Consider the following 22,304-nt stretch of genomic DNA (forward strand, 5'->3'; position numbering starts at 1 on the left):
GGGAACGTCAGGCCCGCACTCGTCGCACACCGCCGCGGGCTCGCTGGATGATCCAGCACACCACGTAGATCGTGAACGACAGGGTGGTGATGTACGGGCTCACCGGCAGAGTGCCCGCGAGGGCGAGCAGAATGCCGCCGACGGCCGACACGAAGCCGAACAGTGCGGCGAGCAGCGGCACGGCGACGGGTCCGGCCGAGACGCGCATCGCGGCGGCCGCGGGAGTCACGAGCAGCGCCATCACGAGCAGGGCACCGATGATGTGCACGCTGACGGCGACGATCAGCCCGAGCAGCACCATGAAGAGCAGGCTGACGGCCCTGGTGGGCACTCCGCGGGCCGCGGCCGATTCGGGGTCGAGCGAGTCGAAGCGCAGCGGGTTCCACATGAGCAGCAGGCCGAGCAGCACCACGATGCTGATGCCGAGCAGCCAGCCGAGGTCGGGGCTCGAGACCGAGACGATCTGCCCGGTCAGCAGACTGAACCGGTTGGCGCTGCGCCCGTCGTAGAGAGACAGGAACAGGATGCCGAGGCCGAGCCCGAACGGCATCAGCACTCCGACGATCGAATTGCGGTCGCGGGCCTTGGCGCCGAGGATGCCGATCAGGATCGCCGCGACCAGGGCGCCGCCGAGCGACCCGACGACCACGCTGCCGCCGAACAGCAGCGCCGCGGCGGCCCCGGCGAACGACAGCTCGCTCACTCCGTGCACCGCGAACGCGAGGTCGCGCTGCATCACGAAGACGCCGATGAGTCCTCCGACGATGCCGAGCACCGCTCCCGCGATGATCGAGTTCGCGAGCAGAGCGACGAGCTCGCCGTAGTCCTGGAACGAGAAGACGTCGCTCCAGTCGACCGCGGGGACGATGCCGGTGATGACGGTCATGCGGCACCTCCGTGATCGTGCGCGTGCTCATGGTGGGGCTCGGCATCCGGCACTCCGACGACGACCAGCCGGTCGCCCGCTCGCAGCACGAACACCGGGGTGCCGTAGAGCTCGGTGAGCACCCGCGTCTGCAGCACCTCTTCGGGGGTTCCCAGCACGAAGCGGCCGCCGGCGATGTAGAGGATGCGGTCGACGCGGCCGAGGATCGGGTTGATGTCGTGGGTCACGAACAGCACGGCGGCGCGGCGATCGCGACGCTGGCGGTCGATGATGTCGGTGATGGCGACCTGATTCGCGAGGTCGAGGTTCGACAGCGGCTCGTCGCACAGCAGCAGGGTCGGCTCATCGGCGAGCGCCTGGCCGACGCGCAGCCGCTGCTGCTCACCGCCCGACAGCAGCCCGACACGGCGATCGGCATAGTGCGCGGCTCCGACCGAGGTCAGCAGCTGATCGACCTTGGCCCGGTCGCCGCGGTGCGGGATCGGGAATCCGAAGCGGCTGCCCTGCACGCCGAGCGCGACGAGGTCGCGGGCCCGCATGCTCGTGTCGGGGGCGAGTGAGCGCTGCTGCGGGATGTATCCGATGCGCGGATTTCCCTTGCGCACGGGTTCGCCCGCAACCGTGATCTCGCCGGCCGACAGCGGCTGCAGGCCCAGGATGCTGCGCAGCAGCGTGGTCTTGCCCGAACCCGACGGACCGAGCACGGCGATGAACTCGCCGGGCTCGACCGTGAGGTCCAGTCCCGACCACAGCTCGCGGTCACCGCGCTGCAGCGCGGCTCCCCGCACTTCGAGCACCGGTTTCGACTTCTCGGCTCCTGCCCGCGCGTCGGCGGCGGCGCTCACGACTGCAGCGCGTCGGCGAGGCTCTGGATCGCGTCACTCATCCACTCAGAGTACGACGATCCTTCGGGCAGCAGCTCCGTGAAGGCGACGACAGGGATGCCGGCCGTGGTCGCGGCATCCTCGACGCGCTGCGTCTCGGCTCCACCGGTCTGCGCGTTCGTGAGCACGGCCGCCACATCGCCGCCGTCGACGACATTGAGGGTGTCGAGCAGCGTCGCGGGGGCGACATCGCTGCCCTCCTCGACGGCCTCGCCGAACCCCTCGGGGGTGACATCGGTGAGTCCGGCGGCGGTGGCGATGTAGCCGGGCAGCGGCTCGGTGATGATCACGTTGGCGCCGGCGGCATCCGTCTTCAGCGTCTCGAGGTCGGCCTCGAAGCCCTCGAGGTCGGCGACGATCTCTTCGGCGTTGGCGGTGAACTCCGCCTCGCCGTCCGGATCGATGGCGGCGAGCTCGTCGGCGATGGCCTCGACGACGTGGATCATCGTGTGCGGGTCGAACCAGACGTGCTCGTTGAAGCCCTCGATGTGGTTGTGACCGTCGTGGCCCTCTTCACCTTCGGCGTGATCGTGGTCGTGGTCTTCCTCGCTCGTGCCCTCCTCGTCGGAGTGGCCTTCGTTGCCGGGGAAGTCGTGCGAGAACTCGACGGCGCTGACCACGTGCACGTCCTGCGCATCCTGCAGCAGCGTGTCGATGAAGCCGTCGTAGCCGCCGCCGTTCTCGATCACGAGGTCGGCCTTCTGCACCGTCAGGCGGTCGCGGGCCGATGCCTCGTACGAGTGCGGGTCCTGCGTGGCCGAGGTGATGATCGACGTCACGTCGACGCGGTCACCGCCGATCTGCGCTGCGAGCGAGCCGTAGACGTTGGTGCTCGCAGCGACCGTGACGGTGTCGCCGGCACCCTCTCCCGCTGCGGGAGTGGTGGAGCATCCGGCCAGCGAGAGCGCGGCGACGGATGCGATGGCGAGGGCGACGAACGGGTTCTTCATGCTCTCACTCTAAACGCTAATGAGAACCATTATCAAATCGACCGTTCGCCGCCTTGGTGCCGGGTCGGCTCGCCACCGCGCCGTCTGCAGGACCGCAGCTCGGATGCAGGACGAGAAACCGTGTTCTCGTCCTGCATCCGTGCTTTCCTCCTGCAAACGACTCAGTGGAACCTGGTCACCCGATGAGGCCGGGCGTGATCCACACGGTCGAGTCCCCCGGCACGGCCCCGTCGACGACCGCGCCGAGCACGACATCCGCGGCATCCGCCCCGAGGTCGAAGGGCTCCGAGCCGAAGTTGGTCACGATCTGCCAGCCGTTCGGGCGAGCGAAGCGCAGCACATCGGGGCGCCCGGTCTCGATCCACTCGAGGCTCTCCTCCGTCTGCAGCTCATGGCGCAGGCGCAGCGCCTCGCGGTACAGCGCGAGTGTCGACGACGGGTCGGCCGCCTCGACATCGACCGCAGACTCGGCGAACCAGGCGGGCTGCGGCAGGTGCGCGTCGCCAGACCCGAATCCGAAAGAGGGACCGGATGCCGTCCACGGCAGCGGCACGCGGCATCCATCCCTTCCCAGGCCGTCGAAGACGGCACCGCGGAAGAACGCCGGGTCCTGACGCTGCTCGGGCGCGACGTCGGCGACCTCGTGCAGCCCCAGCTCCTCGCCCTGATAGAGATAGGTGCTGCCGGGAAGGCCGAGCAGGAGCAGTGTCGCGGCGTGTGCCCTGCGCAGGCCGCGCTCACGGTCGAGCTGGTCCTCCGGGCCCCCGGCGGAGACCCATTCGACACCCTGCTTCACTCCGGTGCGTCCCCCGAGCTGCGGCAGTCCGTAGCGCGTCGCGTGACGCGTGACATCGTGGTTCGACAGCACCCACGTCGTCGATGAGCCCGTCGCCTGCGACTGCGCCAGGTTGTCGGCGATGATGGTGCGGAACTGCGTCGCGTCGAAGTCGGCGACGAGCAGATCGAAGTTGAACGCCTGGCCCAGCCCCTCAGCCGAGGCGTACTTCGCCCGCCGCTCGGGCGTGCTCACCCAGGCCTCGGCGACAGCCGTGCGGGGCGGGTCGTACTCGTTGAAGACCCGACGCCATTCGGCGTACACCTCGTGCACGTCGTCACGGTCGTGCAGCGGGTGGTTGCCGTCGTGCGGCAGCAGCTCGAGCTCGGCGGTGCTCGGCAGCGGTTCGGTGAGGTCCTTGGTGAGCATGTGGGCGACGTCGATGCGGAAGCCGTCGACTCCACGGTCCGACCAGAAACGCAGGGTCTTCAGGAAGTCCTCGCGCACCTCGGGGTGGTCCCAGTTGAGGTCGGGCTGCTCGGGAGCGAAGCTGTGCAGGAACCACTGCCCGTCCGCCACGCGCTCCCATGCAGATCCGCCGAACGCGGCGGTCCAGTCGGTCGGCGGCTCGGAGCCGTCGGGACCGCTGCCCTCGCGGAAGATGTACCGCTCACGGGCGGCCGAACCGCGGCCGGCGGCGAGCGCCTCCTGGAACCACTCGTGCAGGTCGGACGAGTGGTTCGGCACGATGTCGACGACCACGCGGATGCCGCGCTCGTGCAGCGCGGCGACCATCTCGTCGAAGTCCTCGAGCGTGCCCAGGCGCGGATCGACGTTGCGGTAGTCGGCCACGTCGTAGCCGCCGTCGGCCAGCGCCGACGGGTAGAACGGGCTCAGCCACACGGCGTCGATGCCGAGGTCGCGCAGGTAGTCGGCCCGCGAGACGATGCCCGGGATGTCGCCGAGCCCGTCTCCGTTGGCATCGGCGAAGCTGCGGGGATAGATCTGATAGACGGCGGCCTGTCGCCACCATGCTGCCGTCTTGTCGTCGCGGGTCTCGAGGAGAAGCGCATCGGTCATGAGGGGTGTTGCTCCTTCTTGTTGCGGTCTGGGGTGCGCGCGGACCGGCGCTCGCCGGCCCGCGCGATGACGATCAGCCCTTGACGGCGCCCTGCGTGACGCCTTCCATGACGAAGCGCTGCGTGAACAGGTACGCCAGGATCGCGGGGGCCATCGCCATCAGGTACGAGGCGAACGACACGTTGTAGTTGTTGCTGAACTGGGTCTGGAAGAGGTTCTGCCGCACAGGCAGCGTCTGCATGGCCGGATCCGAGATGATCAGCGACGGCATCATGAAGTCGTTCCACGCGTAGAGGAACGCGAAGATGCCGACCGTGGCGCTCATCGGAGCGAGCAGCGGGAAGATCAGCTGCCAGAACGTCTGCCATGTGCTGGCGCCGTCGATGCGCGCGCTCTCCTCGAGCTCGATCGGGATCGATCGCAGGAACGCCGTGAACAGGAGCACGCTGAAGCTCAACTGGAACATCGTCGCGAGGATGATGACCCCGAACGGGTTGTCGAGTCCGGCCCAGCCGGTCAGCTGGATCTGCGGCAGCGCCACGACCGGGAACGGGATGAACATGGCGGCCAGCAGGTAGAAGAACGAGTAGCGGAACAGGCGGTGGTCCCAGTTGCGCACGATCGCATACGACGCGAACGCGGCGAGCACGATGGTCGCGATGACCGTTCCTGCCGTGACCAGCAGCGAGATGCCGGCTCCGACCGGGAACTTCGTCAGGTTCCACGCCTCGACGAACCCGTCGATGCTGAACGGCGCCGGCAGCGAGAACGCGTTGCCGTCGACCGCCTGGCCCGTGGTCTTGAACGCCATCGAGATCGTGACGTACAGCGGCAGCAGAACCGTGACCGCGCACAGGATCAGGATGATCGTGCCCGACCAGTTGACGCGCTCCATGCGGACGCGCGGCTTCTTGCCCGAGGTGGGGATGGTGGTGAGTGTCTGCGTCGACATCAGAGTGCGTTCCTTCCGCGGGTCAGCGAGAGCTGCAGCAGGGAGATGAGCACGGCGACGATGAAGAAGATCGTCGCATTGGCCATCTGATAGGCGTAGTCGCCGCCGTTGAAGCCCGCGATGATCGTCATCGCGACGCTGCGGGTGGCGGTGCCGGGCCCGCCGTTTGTGAGTCCGACGATGATGTCGTAGGCGTTGAGAAAGCCCTTGAAGCCCAGGATCACGTTGATCACCACGTATCCGGCCACGAGCGGCAGTGTGATGCGGAACAGCTGCTGCCTCTTGTTCGCGCCGTCGATGCTCGCCGCCTCGTAGACCTCGCCGGGCACCGAGAGGAGCCCTGCGATGTAGATCAGCAGCGTGCCGGGAACCGCCTGCCACGCGGTCACGATCACGATCGCGACCCACGCGAGATCGGGGTTCGCGAGAAGGCTGGTCGAGAGCCACGGGATGCCGGTGGCGGCACCCGCGGCCGGGATGGAGTTGGAGAAGAGGAAGTTGAAGACGTAGGCGATGATGATGCCCGAGATCACCATCGGGATCACGAAGATCGTGCGCAGCCCGGTCTTGAAGCGGATGCGGGAGGTCAGCCCCACCGCGAGCATGAAGGCGACCACGTTGACGACGATCACCGTGGCGATCGAGAAGCCGAACGTGAACAGGTAGCTCTGCAGGATGGCCGGGTCGCTGAACATCGCGATGTAGTTCGTCAGCCCGTTGAAGCTCCACTCGCCGATGCCGATGGAGTCGGTGAAGCTGAAGAAGATGCCCATGACCGCGGGAACGGTGATCGCCAGGGTGAAGATCACGAGGGTCGGAAGCAGGAACAGGTAGTAGATCGGCTCGACGCGCCCCTTGCGACGGGCGAGCTTGCGGGTGCCGCCGGTGACGATCGCCGTGGTGTCGGTCGTCGGACTGTTGGGCTTCGTGATGTTCGATGCCGCGGGGTTCGGAGCTGCCGGGCCCGGCAGAGCGGTGTTCGTCATGGCGTGGACTCCTCTGTCTCGCCGGATGCTGAGTCCTCACCGGATGCGTTGTCCTGGGTCGACGGAATGGGAGCGCGGAACGCGATCCTGGCCCAGTCGGCATCCATGGTGCGCAACGTGGAGGTCGTGGACGCGCCGAGCACCATCGCCTGCGCGTAGTTGAAGACCGGAAGGGTCCTGGGCACGAGCACCGAGGGTCCCTGATAGATCTGGCCGTTGTCGTAGTACTCGACCATTCCCTCGACCCGAGGGTCATCGGGGGCCGGAGCATCGTTGGTCGGGGTGAAGCCGAGCTGCGAGGCGTTGTACTCCTCGATGTTCTCGGGCAGGAACAGGTACTCGAGGAAGTCGCGTGCGGCTTCCTGGTGCTGCGACCCCTCGGGGATCATCGCCGCGAGGTCCATGTTGACGCGCACGCCGAGGTCGGCGGGGTCGTCGGTCATCGGCAGCGGGAAGGTGCCGAGAGCGAGATCGGGAGCGGTCTTCTCGATCTCGCTGAACGCCCATGGCCCCTGCAGGTACATCGCCGCCTCGCCCTTGCCGAACGCGAGGTTGCCGTCGCCGTATGCACGGCTCGCAGCATCCGCATTCGTGTACTCGTTCACGAGCGTCATCATGCGGTCCATGGGCTCTGCGAAGTCCTTCTCGAACGAGGCCTCCGAATCCGGTCCCACCTCGGTGCCCTCCTGCGCGAGCGTGTCGAAGAAGTCGATCACGTCGACCGAGCCGCCGGCGGTGTAGTCGTACCAGCCCTGCGCGACCGTCCAGTCGTCCTTGAAGGTGGCGTAGAACGGGTCGATCCCCGCCTCCTTCAGCTGGTCGCACACGGCGATCAGCTCGTCCCAGGTCTGCGGAACCTCGAGACCCTGCTGCTCGAAGATCTCCTTGTTGTAGATCACCGAGGCGCCCATCACGGAGTACGGCAGCGCGCTCGTGCGCCCCTCGCACGACCCGTACTGCTCCATGAGGGGCTGCAGGTCGTCGCGGATCGTCGAGGCTGCTTCGGTGCCGGAGAGATCGGTGAGCGCGCAGCGCTGCACGAACCGGGCGATCTCGTAGTTGTAGTTGGCGAGCATGATGTCGGGCGGGTTGCCGCGCACGAAGCTGGCAGACACCACATCGACACCGGACGTGTCGATCTCGACGCGCACCTTGTCTTGCGAGGCGTTGTACTCGGCGACGCGTTCGGTCATGAACTCGATCGCCTCGCGTTTGCTGAAGGTGAAGCGGATGGTCTCGGTTCCGCCGACGGTCGAGCAGCCGGTCAGGGCGGCGCCGACCAGGGCGAGCGCGGCGGCTCCGGCGACGAGCCGGGCCGGGCGTGGTGGTTTGACAGACACCGTTGTCCTTTCGTCCGGTAGATCCGCAGACTAAATCTAGTGAGCGAATTTACTTCGATGAACGGTACTGTCTCATGTGAACGAGAGTGAGGTCAAGACCCGTGACAGAAGTCTCTGCAGGTCTGGGCACCGGGCGAGCCAGTGTCGGCGCGATCCTCGACTTCGCGTGGACCGCCGGTGAGTTCACCGCGACCGAGGCGATGGCGAGCACCTCATTGACCCGCTCGACCGCGATCGACGGAATCGACACCCTCGTCGATGCCGGAGTTCTGCGCGAACTTCCCAACGCCCGCGTCGCGGGAAGCTACCGCGCCGGGCGGCCCGCGAGGCGCTTCGTGCTGGCATCCGATCTCGGCGTCGTGATCGGAGTGGATGCCGGAGACACCCACCTCGCGGTCACGATCGCCGATCCGCTCGAGAACACGCTCGTGCACCATCGCACCGACCTCGATCCGACGCAGTCCGCAGCCGCCCGTCGCGCGACGATCCTCGAGCAGATGCAGCTCGCGATCGCCGAAGCAGACGCCACACGCGAATCGATCCTCGCGATCTGCGTCGGAGTGGCCGCGCCCGTGAATCGCGCCGGCATCTCCCCTCCGCACCCGGAGGGCTTCTGGGAGCGTACGAACCCGGGCCTCGCCGAGGCGCTCGACGACTGGGCGCCCGTCGTCGAGATCAAGAACGACGCACAGCTCGCTGCGATCGCCGAGGGCTCAGCCGGAGCGGCGATCGGATGCCGCGACTACGTCGCCCTGCTCGCGAGCGAGCGCTTCGGTGGCGGGGTCGTCGTCGACGGCCACGTGCTGCACGGTGCGCACGGCGGCGTCGGCGAGGGCGTCGTGTTCGACCACATCATCGGAGTGGGGTCGGCCTTCGGCCTGCGCTACGCGCTGCAGGACCAGGTACGGGCCGCCGTCGAGAGCGGTGAGATCGACTCGGACTCGGCGATCGGGCGGCTCGCGGGCGCCGACCGCATCGACCCGCGCACTGTGCTGACCGCGGCATCCGCCGGCGATGCCGATGCGCTGCTCGCGACCTCGCGCGTCGGTGCGACCCTCGCCCGCGTCGTGGGCGTGCTGGGCAGCATGTACGACCCCGCCCGCGTGATCGTGTGCGGTGCGGTGGCCGAGAGCATCGCCCCCGTGCTCACAGCCGCGCGCGAGGTGCTGCCGACCCAGCTGCACCTGCCCGCGCCCGAGATCCTCGCCTCGACGCTCGGCGCCGAGGTCGTGTCGATCGGCGCCGTCACGACGGCGCGCCGGGCTGCGCATGAGGTGGCTGTGCCCTTGTTAGCGGAGCGACGGCTGAGCGCGGTCGGCTGAGCGCCGTGCGAGAACCAGAGCTGCAGCAATCCCCCGCGGCGATCGAACTGCTCCTCGACCCGAAGGCCGAAGCCGAGATCCGGGCCGAGTGGGATGCTCTCGCCGCGCGCGGCATGTCGAGCCTGGCGGCACACACGTCCGCGAGCAACCGCCCTCACGTCACCCTGGTCGCTCGCGTCGGGCTGCCGAAGGTGGATCGCCGCGTCCTGGCAGACATCCCTTCGTTCCCGATCACGCTGGGCGCTCCGCTGCTCTTCGGCAACGGCGAGCGCCGCGTGCTGGCCCGCAGCATCGTGCCCACCGGGGAGCTGCTCGCCCTCCGAGCAGCGGTTCGCTCCGCCGTCGGCACGGGTGACGATGCCCCCCACACGGCACCGGGCGAGTGGATGCCGCACGTCGCCCTCGCCCGCAGATTGCGCGTCGCCGATCTCGCGGAGGCGCTGGATCTCATCGGCGGCGACATCCATGCTCACGCGCGCAGCGTGCGGCACTGGGACCCCGCCACCGCGCAGATTACGACCCTCGCGGAACTGCGGCCGATGCGCTCCTCAGCGCGCTGAGCTGAACAGCAGCAACTCTCAGGCGTAGTCGCTGTCGTCCACCGGCGAAGGCGCCGGACCCAGGCTCTCGATGGCGTTCCACAGCGCCTCCGGGACCTCCGCCTGCTCCAGCTCGTCGAGCTGTTCACGACGGTGCGGTGACGACACCCCGACGACGGTGGAGTCGACCAGCGGCGACCGCAGCGAGTAGTGCAGGGCTGCGGCAGCCATCGACGTTCCATGCTCCGCGCACAGGCGCTGCAACCGCTCGGTCCACGCCAGCAGCTCCTCTCCGGCGGGGCGATAGGCGTACTGCGCACCGGAATGCGGCCCCTTGACGAGCAGACCCGAACCGAACGGCGCAGCGTTGAACACGACCATGCCACGTTCCTTGGCGTCGGTGAAGACAGGCTCAGCCGAGTGATCCACGAGGGTGAATCGGTTGTGGATCAGCACGGCGTCGAACACGCCCGTCTCGACGTACTTCGCCATCAGCGGCACCGGGGCGGCCGCCACACCGATCGCGTCCACCACACCCGCGCTCCGGAGCTCGATGAGCCCCTGCACCGCGCCACCGATCGAGATCGTGTCTTCGAACGACACCGAGTACGGGTCGTGCAGGTGCAGCAGCGGAAGCCGGTCGACCCCGAGCCGAGTGGTCGTCTCCTCAAACGAGCGGAGCACGCGGTCTCGGTCGAACACGCCGGTCTCGGGGTCCTGATCCACCTTCGAGATGACCCGCGAACCGTCCATCCCCAGCTCCCGCAGCGCGATTCCGAGCACCGCCTCGGAGCGACCGCCGGCGTAGTTGTTCGAGGTGTCCACGAACCCGTGTCGGCTCGTGAGCAGGTCGATCGCGACCTCGACGGCCGCTCTCTCCTCGGCGGACCCCGGCGTCGAATGTCGGCCGAGGCCGGAGGTTCCGAGGGTGATGGCAGTCGGTTCGATCTTCATCCGCTGGAGTCCGTTCTCGTGGGGGTCGGTCGTCGCGGTTCTGCTGCCACTGTATCCCCGGGCGATCCGCATCACTCGACGAGCAGTGCGGGCTCCTCGAGCACGGATGCCACGTCGGCGATGAAGCGGCTCATGCCGTCGCCGTCGATCACGCGGTGGTCGAACGATCCGGCGACCGTGGTGACCCAGCGGGGGCGCACCTCTCCGTCGACGACCCACGGCTTCTGGCTGATCGTGCCCATCGCCACGATGCCCGCCTCGCCGGGGTTGATGATCGGCGTGCCGGCATCCATCCCGAAGACGCCGATGTTGGTGATCGTGATCGTGCCGCCCTGCTGGTCGGCCGGGCTCGTCTTGCCCTCGCGGGCGGTGAGCGTCAGGCGGTTCAGCGCGCGGGCGAGATCCTTCATGCTGAGATCCTGCGCGTCCTTGATGTTCGGCACGAGCAGGCCGCGAGGCGTGGCCGCGGCGATGCCGAGGTTCACGTAGTGGCGCACGGCGATCTCGGCGCCGCCCTCGGTCTCGATCCAGGCGGCGTTGACCATCGGGGTGCGACGTGCGGCCCAGATCACGGCACGGGCCATGATCAGCAGCGGGGAGACGCGGATGTCGGCGTAGTCGGGCGACGCCTTGAGGCGCTTGACGAGTTCCATCGTGCGGCTCGCGTCGATCTCCTTCCACACGGTGACGTGCGGGGCGGAGTAGGCGCTCTGCACCATCGCCGACGAGGTCGCCTTGCGCACTCCCTTGACCGGGATCGACTCGGTGCGGTCGTCGCTCCGGCCGGAGGCGGATGCCGGGGCCGGCGACAGCCCGCGGGCGAGACCCGACGGGGTGCTCTGCGGCGCGGGCACGGTCTCCTCGCGCACGGCACCCCACTCGGGCGTCTCGATGTTGCGGAAGACGCTGGCCTGCTGTGCGTGGGTCATCACGTCGTCGCGGGTGACCTCGCCGTCGGCGCCGGTGGGCGTGACGCTCGTGAGGTCGACGCCCAGGTCGCGAGCGAGCTTGCGGATCGGCGGCTTCGCGATCACACCCACCGACGAGCGAACGGGGCGCTCGGCCGGTCGCTTGCGTCGCGAGGTCGCACCGCCGCCCGTGCCGTAGCCGACGAGCACCGAGCCACCACCCTCTTCGGGCGCAAGAGCTTCGGCCGTGGCGATCACGCCCGGACCGGCATCATCACGGGCATCCGTCACGAAGGTGATGATCGGCGAGCCGACCTCGACCGTCGCCCCCTCTGCGGCGAGCAGCTCACCGACGACTCCCGCGTGCGGCGAGGGCAGCTCGACGAGCGACTTGGCCGTCTCGATCTCGCAGATCACGTCGTTGATGGCGACGGTGTCACCGGGCGCGACCTTCCACGCCACGATCTCGGCCTCGGTCAGGCCCTCGCCCACATCGGGGAGGTTGAAGTTCTGCGTGCTCATGTGCGGTCCTTTCGGAACGGCAAGATCGGGGTGAGATCAGTAGGCGAGGGAGCGATCGACGGCTTCGAGGATGCGGTCCGCATCGGGGAGGTAGGTGCCCTCGAGCTTCGCGGGCGGGAACGGGGTGTCGTACCCCGAGACGCGCAGCACCGGGGCCTCGAGTGCGTAGAAGGCGCGCTCCATGACGGTGGCCGCGATCTCGCTGCCGATGCTGACGAAGCCCTGCGCCTCCTGCGCGTAGACCATGCGTCCGGTCTTGCGCACCGAGCTCAGGATCGGCTCGTAGTCGACCGGCGACAGCGAACGCACATCGACGACCTCGCAGCTGGTGCCCTCTGCCTCGGCGAGCGCGGCCGCCTGCAGCAGCGTCGTCACCATGGCGCCGTGTCCGACGAGCGTCACGTCCGAGCCGGTGCGCACGACGCGAGACGAGTGCAGCGGGGCGGCAGAGGCGTCGAGCTCGACCTCGCCCTTCTGCCAGTAGCGGCTCTTGGGCTCCATGAAGATCACCGGGTCGTTCGACGCGATGGCCTCCTGGATCATCCAGTACGCGTCATTCGGCGTCGAGGGCGAGACCACCCGCAGTCCGGGGGTGTGCGCGAAGTACGCCTCCGGGCTCTCCTGATGGTGCTCGACGGCACCGATGTGTCCGCCGTACGGGATGCGGATCACGATCGGCAGGCTCAGCTTGCCCTCGTGCCGGTTGGTGAGCTTGGCGAGCTGAGTCGTGATCTGGTCGAACGCGGGGAACACGAATCCGTCGAACTGGATCTCGATCACCGGGCGGAACCCGGTCATCGCGAGCCCGATCGCCGTGCCGACGATCCCCGACTCGGCGAGCGGCGTGTCGAGCACGCGCTTGTCGCCGAAGTCGCGCTGCAGGTGCTCGGTGACGCGGAACACGCCGCCGAGCTTGCCGATGTCCTCGCCCATGAGCAGGACCTTGGAGTCGTCCTCCATCGCCCGACGCAGGCCCGAGTTGAGCGCCTTGCTGAGGGGCATCGTCTCCAGGGTCACTTGCTGTCTCCTTCGAAAGACGCCTCATACCGCGCGTGCCAGGCCTTCTGCTCCGCGATGAGCGGGTGCGGCTCGCTGTACACGTGGTCGAAGATCTTGTCTGCGGTGGGGGATCCGAGTTCGACGCTGCGCGAACGCAGGTCTTCGGCCGCGTCCGCGGCCTCGGCATCCACATCGGCGAAGAACTGCCCTGCTGCTCCCCTGTTCTCGAGGAACGCGCGCATGCGATCGATCGGATCGCGCTGGGCCCACGACTGCTCTTCGTCTGAACCGCGGTACTTCGTGGGGTCGTCGCTGGTGGTGTGCGCGCCGAGACGGTAGGTGACCGCCTCGATCGCGCGAGGGCCCTGGCCACTGCGGGCCTCATCGAGGGCGACCCGCGAGACGGCATAGCTGGCGAGCACGTCGTTGCCGTCCACGCGCACGCTGGGGATGCCGTAACCGGCGCTGCGCTCGACGAGCGGCACCCGCGACTGCGTCGCGACCGGCACCGAGATCGCCCAGTGGTTGTTCTGCAGGAAGAACACGGTGGGCGCCTGGTAGCTCGCCGCGAAGACCATCGCCTCGTGCACGTCGCCCTGGCTCGATGCCCCGTCGCCGTAGTAGACGATGACCGCTTCGTCCTTGTCGAGGTCGCCGGTGCCGGATCGCCCGTCGAAGTTGAGCCCCATGGCGAATCCGGCCGCGTGCAGCACCTGCGAGCCGAGCACGAGAGTGTAGAGGCGGGTGTTGCCGTTCTTCGGGTCGGTCGGGTCCCAGCCACCGTGCGAGACGCCGCGCATGAGCTTGATGATGTCGACGGGGTCGACGCCGCGGATGCGCGTCACGGCGTGCTCGCGGTACGACGGGAAGATGGTGTCCTGCGCGCGGGCGGCGCGGGCGGACCCGACCTGGGCGGCCTCCTGTCCGCGGCTCGGCGGCCACAGCGCGAGCTGCCCCTGACGCTGCAGGTTGGTCGCCTGAGTGTCGATCGCGCGGATGATCACCATGTCGCGGTAGAACTGCTCGAGCTCGGCGTCGCTGATCGCCTCGATCAGGGACAGATATTGCTCGGCAGCCGGACTCGGCGTGAAGCGGCCATCCTGATCCAGGACGCGTACGAGTTCAGTCTCTGGCAAGGTCACGGTGCCACGCTACCGCCGTCCGCATGCTCGGGCACGCATACCTAGGACGTCCTCGCATCTGCCGGGAAACCGGAGAACAGGGCGCCCCGAGCCCGTCAGAGCTGCGTCGCGGCGACCTCGAGGACGCGATCGACCGATGCCTCTTCGCCGACCGAGATGCGGATGCCGTCGCCGGGGAAAGGGCGCACGATGAGGTCGGCCGACGCGAAGGCCGCAGCGACCTCGACGGTGCGCTCGCCGGTGGGCAGCCAGATGAAATTGGCCTGGCTGTCGGGCACGTCCCAGCCCTGCCTGCGCAGCCCCTCGAGCAGGCGAGTGCGTCGTTCGACGATCACGGCCACGCGCTCGAGCAGCTCGGACTCGGCATCGAGGCTGGCGATGGCGGCGTTCTCGGCCGCCGACGTCACGGAGAGCGGGATGCCGGTGGTGCGCGCGGCATCGAGCACCTTCTCGTTGCCGATCGCGTATCCGATGCGCAGACCCGCCAGTCCGTAGGCCTTCGAGAACGTGCGCAGCACCACGACGTTCGGATGCCGTTCGAACACGCGCTCTGCAAGACCGTCGACCGCGCCGGGTGCGGTCACGAACTCGGCGTAGGCCTCGTCGAGGATGATCAGCACGTCGGTGGGGACGCGCTCGACGAACGTCGCGAAGTCGTCGCTCGTGATGATCGGCCCGGTCGGGTTGTTCGGGGTGCACAGGATGACCGCGCGGGTGCGCTCGGTGACCGCATCGGCCATCGCGTCAAGGTCGTGGCGCGAGTCGGCGGTCAGAGGCACCTGCACTCCGGTCGCACCGGCGACGAGCGGCAGGCTCGGGTACGCCTCGAATGAGCGCCACGCGTAGACGACCTCGTCGCCGACTGAAGAGGTCGCGAGGATCAGCTGATGGAGGATCGAGACGCTGCCCGCGGCGACGTGCACCTGCTCGGGAGCGACCGCGTAGCGAACCCCCAGCCGCTCGCGCAGGCGGCCGGCGGTGGCATCCGGGTAGCGGTTGATCGGCGTCGTGTGCTGCAGCGCGGCGGCGACGGAGGGAAGCGGCTCGAACGGGTTCTCGTTGCTCGAGAGCTTGTAGGCGTCGGGGCCGGCCTGCTTGCCCTGTCGGTACGGCGCCAGGGCGGCGATGGCGGGGCGGATGCGCGGCAGGATCGGGTCGGTCACAAGGATGAGTCTAGATTCGGCCACCCTCCGGCGGAGCACATGGAAGACTGGGATGACTATGCGCTTCATCATCCGAGTCGTCGTCAACGCGTTCGCCCTGTGGGTCGTGACGCTGATCCCCGCCCTGCAGGTGCAGATCACGGCGTTCGCGCCGGGCGAGACCCTGCAGCTCGTGCTGACCCTGCTCGCGGTCGCCGCGATCTTCGCGCTCGTGAACACCTTCATCGGCACGGTGGTGAAGATCGTCGCGTTCCCGCTGTACATCCTCACCCTCGGCCTCATCGGGTTCGTGATCAACGGGTTCCTGCTGTGGCTCACCGCCTGGATCACGAGCAGCTTCGACTGGGGTCTCACGGTCGGCAGCTTCTGGTGGGGCGTGCTCGCCGCGCTCATCATCTCGCTGATCAACGGCGTCTTCGGCTTCATCCTGCGCCCGCAGAGCAAGAAGCAGCGCCGCGACTGACGGGAAGACCGCGCATCCCCGGCGCGTCCCTCATTCGGTGCGCTCGGCCTGATACTCGGTGCGCTCGATCACCTCGGCCGCGTCGAGCTCTCTCCAGAACTCGTCCACCGCGTCCATCCGGGGATCGCTCAGGTCGTCTGCGAACCTCGCGGTGTCTCTGTACGTCTCCAGGTGATGAGCGTCGACCACGAGGTCGTCGAACGTGTCATTCGGATTCGCTTCCGTCGAGATGGTGACGCTGTCGTCCGACCCTGTGCCCTCGGGTGACCCTCCGCCGGCCAGCGCCGAGACCGGGTCGTTCGTGTGACGCAGCTGGATGATGGTCTGGTCGTCATCGAGCGTCGGCTCGACCGGGCTTCCCGCGGTGATCTGCATCTGCACATCGAACTCGCTCTCCATCGCGAGGTGCGCGGCGACCATCCCCGATTGCGAGTGGGCCACGACGTCGACCTCGTCGCCTGGCTCGGCGCCCGCTGCCCTGAGTGCGTCGAGTGTCGACTGATACGACGCCGACCTCTGCCCGGTGTAGAGCTGAAGGTTGGACTTCGAGTCCCACGGCTCCTTTCCTCCCCACCCGACGCTCTGGGTTCCCTCCAGATAGGCCACGAACTTCGTCGTGCCATCGGCGAAGGAGTACTTCTCGACGGCGACCTGCGCCCCCGCGGTGGTCGGCATGCGCCCGAAGGCTCCCGCCAGGCCCGTCGGCGCACCGGTGGGCGACGACGTCTTCACCGGCGAGACCGAGACGGGGTCGGCCTTGCCCCGCAGAGTCTCGCCGGGGAGCACCTTGCCCAAGCCCGACACCACCCCCACCATCGCCACGGTCCTGAACACCTCGTCATACAGCGCGGGTGTCACGAGGTTGCCGGTCAATCCCTCGAAGCGCTCGGCGCGCCACTGGGCGATCACCTCATCGGCCATCGCCTGGATGCGGTCATCCGACGCCGCGAGCCGATCGGCCCGGCGCAACAGCCGCTGCGCCGTGCTCGGATCGGTCTGCGCGAGCATCTCGGCCTCGGCTCGCAGCTCGACGTACTCGTAGGCATCGGCCATGAGCAGCGTGGAGCTGGCGGTCTCCCGGCACTCGGAGTGCAGGCGAGACACGTGCTGACCCGACGCCCACAGCCCGACCGTGTCGACGTGCGCGCTCAAGCCCGGAGTGTCGACGATGATCCGATGCGCCCGCATGATCGCGGAGTGCGCATCGTCATAGCGGCAGGCGACGGCATCCACACGTCGAGCGACGTCGCGCAGCGCGTCGGGGTCGACCGAGATCGCTCCGCCGTGATCGATGGTCAGCCCGCTCACGAGGCGTCGATCCGCTCAGCCTCGGATTCGCGGCTGCGCATCTCGGACGCCTCGACACGAGCGCCCTGTCGAAGCTCGTCGAGCGAGCGCTGCATCGCGCGCACTCCGTCGGAGTGCCAGTCGGTGTCGGAGGCGAGGACGGCGAGCGACGCGCGCACGTCGTCGAGCGCCTCGACGGCGGTGCGGAGGGCTGCCAGGGTCTGCGCCCTCGCCCAGGCGGTCTCGGCCGCGCCGGTCTGCGCGAGTGCAAAGGAGTACATGCGCCCAGCATCCGTCGTGGCCCGCCGAGTCCGAGATCGGAGTCGCCATGATCGGCGGAGACCGTGGGGGGAACGCTCGACCCCCGCGGTGGTGCAGAACGGGTGCACCACGCCCGGCCGGGATACCCGGCATCGCACGATCGGCCTTCGACGGGCAGAATAGGACGGTGACATCCCCGGATCCCTTCCGCGTGATCTTCGTGTGCACGGGGAACATCTGCCGCTCTCCGATGGCAGAGGTGGTGTTCCGCGATCTCGCGGAGCGACAGGGCCTCGGCTCGCGGATCGTGTCGCGCAGCGCCGGAACGGGTGACTGGCATCTCGGCGAACGGGCCGACCATCGCACGATCGATTCGCTCGCCCGCCGCGGGTACGACGGCTCGCAGCATCGCGCGAAGCAGTTCACCTTCGCCTCCTTCTCGGAGAACGATCTGGTCGTCGCCCTCGACCGCACGCACGAGCGCATCCTGCGTGAGTGGGCGCACGATGAGGACGAAGAGGGCAAAGTCACCCTGCTGCTCGCCTTCGACCCCGATGCCCGGAGCCAGGATGTGCCCGACCCGTACTACGCCGGCGCCGAGATGTTCGATTCGGTGCTCGGTATGATTGAGACCGCGACTCGCGGGCTGTTCCGCCAGCTCGAGCCGGCTCTTCGCCAGCCCCGCACGCCCCGCACTCCCGGGGCCCGATCAGGAGGACTCCCCTGACTTTCCAGCCTTCGCTCCCGCCCCAGCCCCTGAGCCCCCTCGACGGTCGCTACCGCGGCGCCGTCACCGGCCTCGCCGACTTCCTCTCGGAGGCGGGTCTGAACCGCGCCAGGGTCGAGGTCGAGGTGGAGTGGCTGATCGCGCTCACCGACCGCTCGCTCTTCGAGACGAGCCCGCTGTCGGATGCCGACAAAGAGCGGCTCCGCGCCCTCTACCGCGACTTCGGCCAGGCCGAGATCGACTGGCTCGCCGAGAAGGAGGCCGTCACCCAGCACGACGTCAAGGCCATCGAGTATCTGGTGCGTGACCGCCTGTCGACGCTCGGCCTCGACAGCATCGCCGAGCTCACGCACTTCGCCTGCACGAGTGAGGACATCAACTCCGCCTCCTACGCGCTCACCGTGAAGCGCGCGGTCGAAGAGGTCTGGCTCCCCGCGCTCGACGTCGTGATCGCCAAGCTCCGCGAGCTGGCCGCCGAGCACGCCGACGCCGCGATGCTCTCTCGCACCCACGGACAGCCGGCCACCCCGTCGACCATGGGCAAGGAGATCGCCGTCTTCGCGTGGCGTCTCGAACGTGTGCGCGCCCAGATCGCGGCATCCGACTACCTCGCCAAGTTCTCAGGCGCAACGGGCACCTGGTCTGCGCACCTCGCGGCCGACCCCGACGCCGACTGGCCCACGATCTCGCGTGAGTACATCGAGGGTCTCGGTCTCGGCTTCAACCTGCTGACCACGCAGATCGAGTCGCACGACTGGCAGGTCGAGCTCTACGACCGAGTGCGTCACGCCGGCGGGATCCTGCACAACCTCGCGACCGACATCTGGACCTACATCTCGCTCGGCTACTTCGCGCAGATCCCCGTCGCCGGCGCGACCGGCTCGTCGACGATGCCGCACAAGATCAACCCGATCCGGTTCGAGAACGCCGAGGCGAACCTCGAGATCTCGGGTGCTCTGCTCGCATCCCTCGGTCAGACCCTCGTCACGAGCCGCCTGCAGCGCGACCTCACCGACTCGACGACGCAGCGCAACATCGGCGTCGCCTTCGGCCACTCGCTGCTCGCGATCGACAACCTGCGACGCGGCCTCAACGCCATCTCGCTCTCTCGCGATGTGCTGCTCGCCGACCTCGACGTGAACTGGGAGGTTCTCGCCGAGGCGATCCAGACCGTCATCCGCGCCGAGGTCGTCGCCGGTCGCTCGTCGATCACCGACCCCTACGCTCTGCTCAAGGAGCTGACCCGCGGGCACCGCGTCGGCGCTGCAGATCTGGCGGAGTTCGTCGAAGGGCTCGAGATCGGCGATGCCGCGAAGCAGCGTCTGCTGGCCCTCACCCCCGCGTCGTACACCGGCATCGCCGAGCAGCTCGCGAAGTAACCCGCCGAACGCTACGGGCGCGGCTCTGCGGAGTGCGCGCCCGCAGGGTCGCGAGGCATGAACGCCGCAGCGACCAGGGTCAGCACGGCCACCACTGCCGCGGCGATGAACACCCAGACGGATGCCGAGATGATGGTCGCCGGATCATCCGGGCCGGCGCCCTGCGCGATCACCGAGTTCGAGATCGCGCCGAACACGGCCACGCCGAGCGCGCTGCCGGCCGACCGGGCGAAGGCGTTCATGCCGGTGACGGCTCCGCGCTCCCCCCATCCGACCGACGCCTGAGCGGCGATCAGCGTGGGAGCGGCGCTCCACCCCAGGCCGAAGCCGAGCACGAACGCGACCGCCGCGATCGAGAACGGGTTGGGCCACGGAGAGACCACCGCGAGCGCGATCGCTGCGACGGCCGTGATCGACATGCCCGTGAGCGCGGTGCGCCGGAATCCGATCCTCATGTACAGCCGCCCCGCGTTCGCGGCGGCGAGCGGCCAGCCGAGGGTGAGCGCCGCGACCGCCAGCCCCGACAGCAGCGGCGCGATGCCGATGGAGCCCTCGAGGTAGGCGGGCGCGAAGCTCGTGACTCCGGTCATCAGGGCGCCGATGCCCAGTGAGACGATCGTGGTCGTGAGGATCAGCGGCCTCGCGGCCAGGCGCAGGTCGACGATCGGCTCGGCGGCACGTCGCTCGACGAGCCCGAAGGCCACGAGCGCAGCCGCACCCGACCCGAAGCAGATGGCGCTGGGGATCGAGAGCCAGGCCCAGGCATTGCCGCCCTCGAGCATGCCCAGAATCAGGCCGGTGAGTCCGACGGTCAGGAGCACCGCTCCGGCGTAGTCGATGCGATGCTGCTGCGTCTGCTTCTCTTCGTGGTACTTGCGCAGCAGCATCCATCCCGCGATCAGACACAGCGGGATGTTGACCCAGAAGATCCACCGCCACGCGTCGAGCTGGGCGAAGATGCCACCGAGCGCAGGGCCGACGACGGACGAGATCGCCCAGACGGATGCGATGTATCCCTGCACCTTGGCGCGCTCGGCGACGGTGTAGATGTCGCCCACGATCGTCATCGACATGGGTGCGACGGCGCCTGCGCCGAGACCCTGGATGATGCGGAAGACGATCAAGGCCGTCATGCTCCAGGCGAAGCCCGAGAGCAGGGAGCCGAGCAGGAACAGCGCGATTCCGAGCAGGATGATCGGCTTGCGGCCGACGGTGTCGGCGAAGCGCGAGTAGATCGGCACGCTGACCGCCTGCGCGAGCAGGTACACCGAGAAGAGCCAGGGGAACTGCTGATAGCTGCCCAGGTCGCGCACGATGCTCGGCACCGCGGTCGCGAGGATCGTCGCGTCGATCGCGATCAGGCCGGTGGCGAGCATGAGCGCCCCGAGCACGGGGCCCCGTGCCGACCGGAGTCCGATGGAGGCGCGATCGATCGAGGCAGTCACTACAGGGACAAGCCGTCGCAGCCCGGGGCTATTCCGGTCGGGTCGGAGAAACCCGCGATCATCATGTCAGGAGGAGGACGTGCGATCCGGCTTGTCGGAGTCGGGTTCGTCTGACGTCTCGGGGTCGAAGAGCACGGGACGGTCGACCGTCTTGGCGACGTCGGCGGGATCGACCACGAGGATCAGCATCGCCAGGAACAGCAGCGTGACGATGAACGCTCCGCCGCCCACCACGAGACCGAGCGCGATCGGAGTGAGGCCGTCGTAGGTGCCGCTGGCGATCGCGTTGTTGACGCGGGCGGTGAACGCTCCCGTCGACACGAGCGTCACCACGGCGGCGAAGATTCCGCAGCCGAGTGCGATTCCCAGCAGGTGCAGAGGGCGCAGGATGTCGCGCCGGGTGGGCTTCTCGTCGCTCATCGCTCTCCTCCGTGCCCGGCGGGGGCGGGGTCGTTCTCGGTCGTGCGACCCTCGGCGACAGCATCCGCTCGCTTCGGGGTGAGACCGGCGATGCCGAGGAAGACGGCGACGATCGCCGCGTATCCGCCGAACATGCCGACGCCGAGGATGATGCCGGTGAGTTGGAACGCGCCGGCTCCGTCGATCTCGTACGGCTGCACGAAGCCGGCCGGGATCGCGATCAGCAGCACGGCCAGGAGCAGCCCGAACGCGCCGAGGGTGATCGAGTCGCGTGCGTTCGCCTCGCCGGCTCTGCGCGCACGCAGCCCGACGACGAGTTCGAGGATGCCGGTCGTCACCGACCAGGCGATGACGACGACGAAGAAGACGTCTTCGGTTCGCCATGCGGGCACACCGGCCGTCATGCCGGCGACGAAGCTCAGCAGCGCGAAGACGACGGACGGCCAGCGCTGGCCGGCCGGATAGACGAGCCACGTGGCGACGATCATCACGAGGCCGGTCGTGAGCACGAACCCGCTGAAGACGGAGAGACCGACGGCCGCCGAGTGATCGGGCGAGAAGGTGATCATCACGGCTGCGGCGGCGGCGAAGAGCGCGCGCAGCAGCTGAACGTGACGCACGGTGAACGCGCGGGCAGGGGCAGACATGAAGATCGAGAATCCTCCGGGGGTGTTCCCCCCAGTCTACGCGGGGGCGCTGAGTGGGCGCCGACACCGGAGAGGTGTTCGCGGGGCCCGATGGATCTCCCCAGATCGATCACCAGGCCCCGCGACAGAACGCAGCGACGGGGGCGACACTGCGTTGTGGACCGAGACGCCGTGAGGTCGGGCACCCTGCTCACGATTGCTCAGCCCAGTAGACCCCAGAAATAGCACCTCGTCCCCTACGCGATGCTGGTGTGGTCGTAAGCTCACTCTAGA

22 protein-coding genes are annotated in these 22,304 nt (G+C 68.4%); 5 read left to right on the forward strand and 17 right to left on the reverse strand.

Features of this window, described 5'->3' with window-relative positions:
• Nucleotides 1–7 precede the first annotated feature (7 nt).
• The 7 genes from ASF87_RS05500 to ASF87_RS05530 form a co-directional block, all read right to left on the reverse strand.
• Nucleotides 8–886: a metal ABC transporter permease gene (locus ASF87_RS05500; protein ID WP_200933697.1), complete on the reverse strand. Its 879-nt coding sequence runs from the start codon at nucleotides 884–886 to the stop codon at nucleotides 8–10.
• Nucleotides 883–1,731, reverse strand: coding sequence for a metal ABC transporter ATP-binding protein (locus ASF87_RS05505; RefSeq protein ID WP_056374788.1), 849 nt, complete (start codon nucleotides 1,729–1,731; stop codon nucleotides 883–885). The genes ASF87_RS05500 and ASF87_RS05505 overlap by 4 nt, the downstream gene beginning before the upstream one ends.
• Nucleotides 1,728–2,720: a metal ABC transporter solute-binding protein, Zn/Mn family gene (locus tag ASF87_RS05510; RefSeq protein WP_056374790.1), complete on the reverse strand. Its 993-nt coding sequence runs from the start codon at nucleotides 2,718–2,720 to the stop codon at nucleotides 1,728–1,730. The genes ASF87_RS05505 and ASF87_RS05510 overlap by 4 nt, the downstream gene beginning before the upstream one ends.
• 175 nt (nucleotides 2,721–2,895) lie before the next feature.
• Nucleotides 2,896–4,575, reverse strand: a complete 1,680-nt coding sequence (locus ASF87_RS05515; protein ID WP_056374793.1) for a glycoside hydrolase family 13 protein — start codon at nucleotides 4,573–4,575, stop codon at nucleotides 2,896–2,898.
• 73 nt (nucleotides 4,576–4,648) lie between these two features.
• Nucleotides 4,649–5,527, reverse strand: a complete 879-nt coding sequence (locus ASF87_RS05520) for a carbohydrate ABC transporter permease (RefSeq protein WP_056374796.1) — start codon at nucleotides 5,525–5,527, stop codon at nucleotides 4,649–4,651.
• A complete protein-coding gene (locus tag ASF87_RS05525) occupies nucleotides 5,527–6,513 on the reverse strand; it encodes a carbohydrate ABC transporter permease (protein WP_235558874.1) in 987 nt (328 codons plus the stop codon). The genes ASF87_RS05520 and ASF87_RS05525 overlap by 1 nt, the downstream gene beginning before the upstream one ends.
• Nucleotides 6,510–7,853, reverse strand: coding sequence for an ABC transporter substrate-binding protein (locus ASF87_RS05530; RefSeq protein WP_056374798.1), 1,344 nt, complete (start codon nucleotides 7,851–7,853; stop codon nucleotides 6,510–6,512). Before ASF87_RS05530 ends, ASF87_RS05525 begins: the two co-directional genes overlap by 4 nt.
• 101 nt (nucleotides 7,854–7,954) lie before the next feature.
• Here ASF87_RS05530 and ASF87_RS05535 point away from each other — a divergent pair, with 101 nt between their 5' ends.
• Both ASF87_RS05535 and ASF87_RS05540 read left to right on the forward strand, forming a co-directional pair.
• Nucleotides 7,955–9,175 carry an ROK family protein gene (locus ASF87_RS05535; RefSeq protein WP_056374800.1) on the forward strand — a complete coding sequence of 407 codons (1,221 nt, stop codon included), beginning with the start codon at nucleotides 7,955–7,957 and terminating at the stop codon, nucleotides 9,173–9,175.
• Between the two features lie 5 nt (nucleotides 9,176–9,180).
• Nucleotides 9,181–9,735, forward strand: a complete 555-nt coding sequence (locus tag ASF87_RS05540; protein WP_235558875.1) for a 2'-5' RNA ligase family protein — start codon at nucleotides 9,181–9,183, stop codon at nucleotides 9,733–9,735.
• An 18-nt stretch (nucleotides 9,736–9,753) separates the two neighbouring features.
• On the opposite strand, the gene ASF87_RS05545 is transcribed toward ASF87_RS05540, so the two are convergent.
• From ASF87_RS05545 to ASF87_RS05565, 5 genes are all read right to left on the reverse strand, one after another.
• A complete protein-coding gene (locus ASF87_RS05545; protein WP_056376356.1) occupies nucleotides 9,754–10,668 on the reverse strand; it encodes an aldo/keto reductase in 915 nt (304 codons plus the stop codon).
• A gap of 71 nt (nucleotides 10,669–10,739) precedes the next feature.
• Entirely contained in the window at nucleotides 10,740–12,098 is a 1,359-nt protein-coding gene (locus tag ASF87_RS05550) for a dihydrolipoamide acetyltransferase family protein (protein WP_056374804.1), read from the reverse strand.
• A 36-nt stretch (nucleotides 12,099–12,134) separates the two neighbouring features.
• On the reverse strand, nucleotides 12,135–13,100 hold the full coding sequence (locus tag ASF87_RS05555; protein ID WP_042540549.1) for an alpha-ketoacid dehydrogenase subunit beta: 966 nt from the start codon (nucleotides 13,098–13,100) through the stop codon (nucleotides 12,135–12,137).
• A gap of 11 nt (nucleotides 13,101–13,111) precedes the next feature.
• A complete protein-coding gene (gene pdhA, locus ASF87_RS05560) occupies nucleotides 13,112–14,233 on the reverse strand; it encodes a pyruvate dehydrogenase (acetyl-transferring) E1 component subunit alpha (protein WP_056376357.1) in 1,122 nt (373 codons plus the stop codon).
• Between the two features lie 101 nt (nucleotides 14,234–14,334).
• Nucleotides 14,335–15,402: a histidinol-phosphate transaminase gene (locus tag ASF87_RS05565; protein ID WP_056374805.1), complete on the reverse strand. Its 1,068-nt coding sequence runs from the start codon at nucleotides 15,400–15,402 to the stop codon at nucleotides 14,335–14,337.
• Nucleotides 15,403–15,460: 58 nt separating this feature from the next.
• Between ASF87_RS05565 and ASF87_RS05570 the strand changes: the two genes are divergently transcribed.
• Nucleotides 15,461–15,865, forward strand: a complete 405-nt coding sequence (locus tag ASF87_RS05570; protein ID WP_042540493.1) for a phage holin family protein — start codon at nucleotides 15,461–15,463, stop codon at nucleotides 15,863–15,865.
• Nucleotides 15,866–15,895: 30 nt separating this feature from the next.
• Here ASF87_RS05570 and ASF87_RS05575 read toward each other — a convergent pair whose 3' ends face one another.
• Both ASF87_RS05575 and ASF87_RS05580 read right to left on the reverse strand, forming a co-directional pair.
• On the reverse strand, nucleotides 15,896–17,173 hold the full coding sequence (locus tag ASF87_RS05575) for a hypothetical protein (protein ID WP_056374807.1): 1,278 nt from the start codon (nucleotides 17,171–17,173) through the stop codon (nucleotides 15,896–15,898).
• A complete protein-coding gene (locus tag ASF87_RS05580) occupies nucleotides 17,170–17,433 on the reverse strand; it encodes a hypothetical protein (protein ID WP_056374809.1) in 264 nt (87 codons plus the stop codon). The genes ASF87_RS05575 and ASF87_RS05580 overlap by 4 nt, the downstream gene beginning before the upstream one ends.
• A 167-nt stretch (nucleotides 17,434–17,600) precedes the next feature.
• On the opposite strand from ASF87_RS05580, the gene ASF87_RS05585 reads away from it, so the two are divergent.
• Complete coding sequence (locus ASF87_RS05585) at nucleotides 17,601–18,140, forward strand: low molecular weight protein-tyrosine-phosphatase (RefSeq protein WP_200933698.1); 540 nt, start codon at nucleotides 17,601–17,603, stop codon at nucleotides 18,138–18,140.
• Nucleotides 18,137–19,519 carry an adenylosuccinate lyase gene (gene purB, locus ASF87_RS05590; RefSeq protein WP_056374814.1) on the forward strand — a complete coding sequence of 461 codons (1,383 nt, stop codon included), beginning with the start codon at nucleotides 18,137–18,139 and terminating at the stop codon, nucleotides 19,517–19,519. Before ASF87_RS05585 ends, purB begins: the two co-directional genes overlap by 4 nt.
• Before the next feature lie 11 nt (nucleotides 19,520–19,530).
• On the opposite strand, the gene ASF87_RS05595 is transcribed toward purB, so the two are convergent.
• From ASF87_RS05595 to ASF87_RS05605, 3 genes are all read right to left on the reverse strand, one after another.
• Nucleotides 19,531–20,964: an MFS transporter gene (locus ASF87_RS05595; protein ID WP_056374819.1), complete on the reverse strand. Its 1,434-nt coding sequence runs from the start codon at nucleotides 20,962–20,964 to the stop codon at nucleotides 19,531–19,533.
• A 66-nt stretch (nucleotides 20,965–21,030) separates the two neighbouring features.
• Nucleotides 21,031–21,384 (reverse strand): hypothetical protein, encoded by a 354-nt coding sequence (locus tag ASF87_RS05600; RefSeq protein ID WP_056374821.1) that lies wholly within the window; start codon nucleotides 21,382–21,384, stop codon nucleotides 21,031–21,033.
• The gene (locus ASF87_RS05605) at nucleotides 21,381–22,031 is read right to left on the reverse strand and encodes a hypothetical protein (protein ID WP_042540481.1); all 651 of its coding nucleotides are present in this window, start codon (nucleotides 22,029–22,031) and stop codon (nucleotides 21,381–21,383) included. Before ASF87_RS05605 ends, ASF87_RS05600 begins: the two co-directional genes overlap by 4 nt.
• Between the last annotated feature and the right edge of the window lie 273 nt (nucleotides 22,032–22,304).

The sequence above is a fragment of the Microbacterium sp. Leaf161 genome (assembly GCF_001423645.1).
GTDB classification, from domain to species: domain Bacteria; phylum Actinomycetota; class Actinomycetes; order Actinomycetales; family Microbacteriaceae; genus Microbacterium; species Microbacterium forte.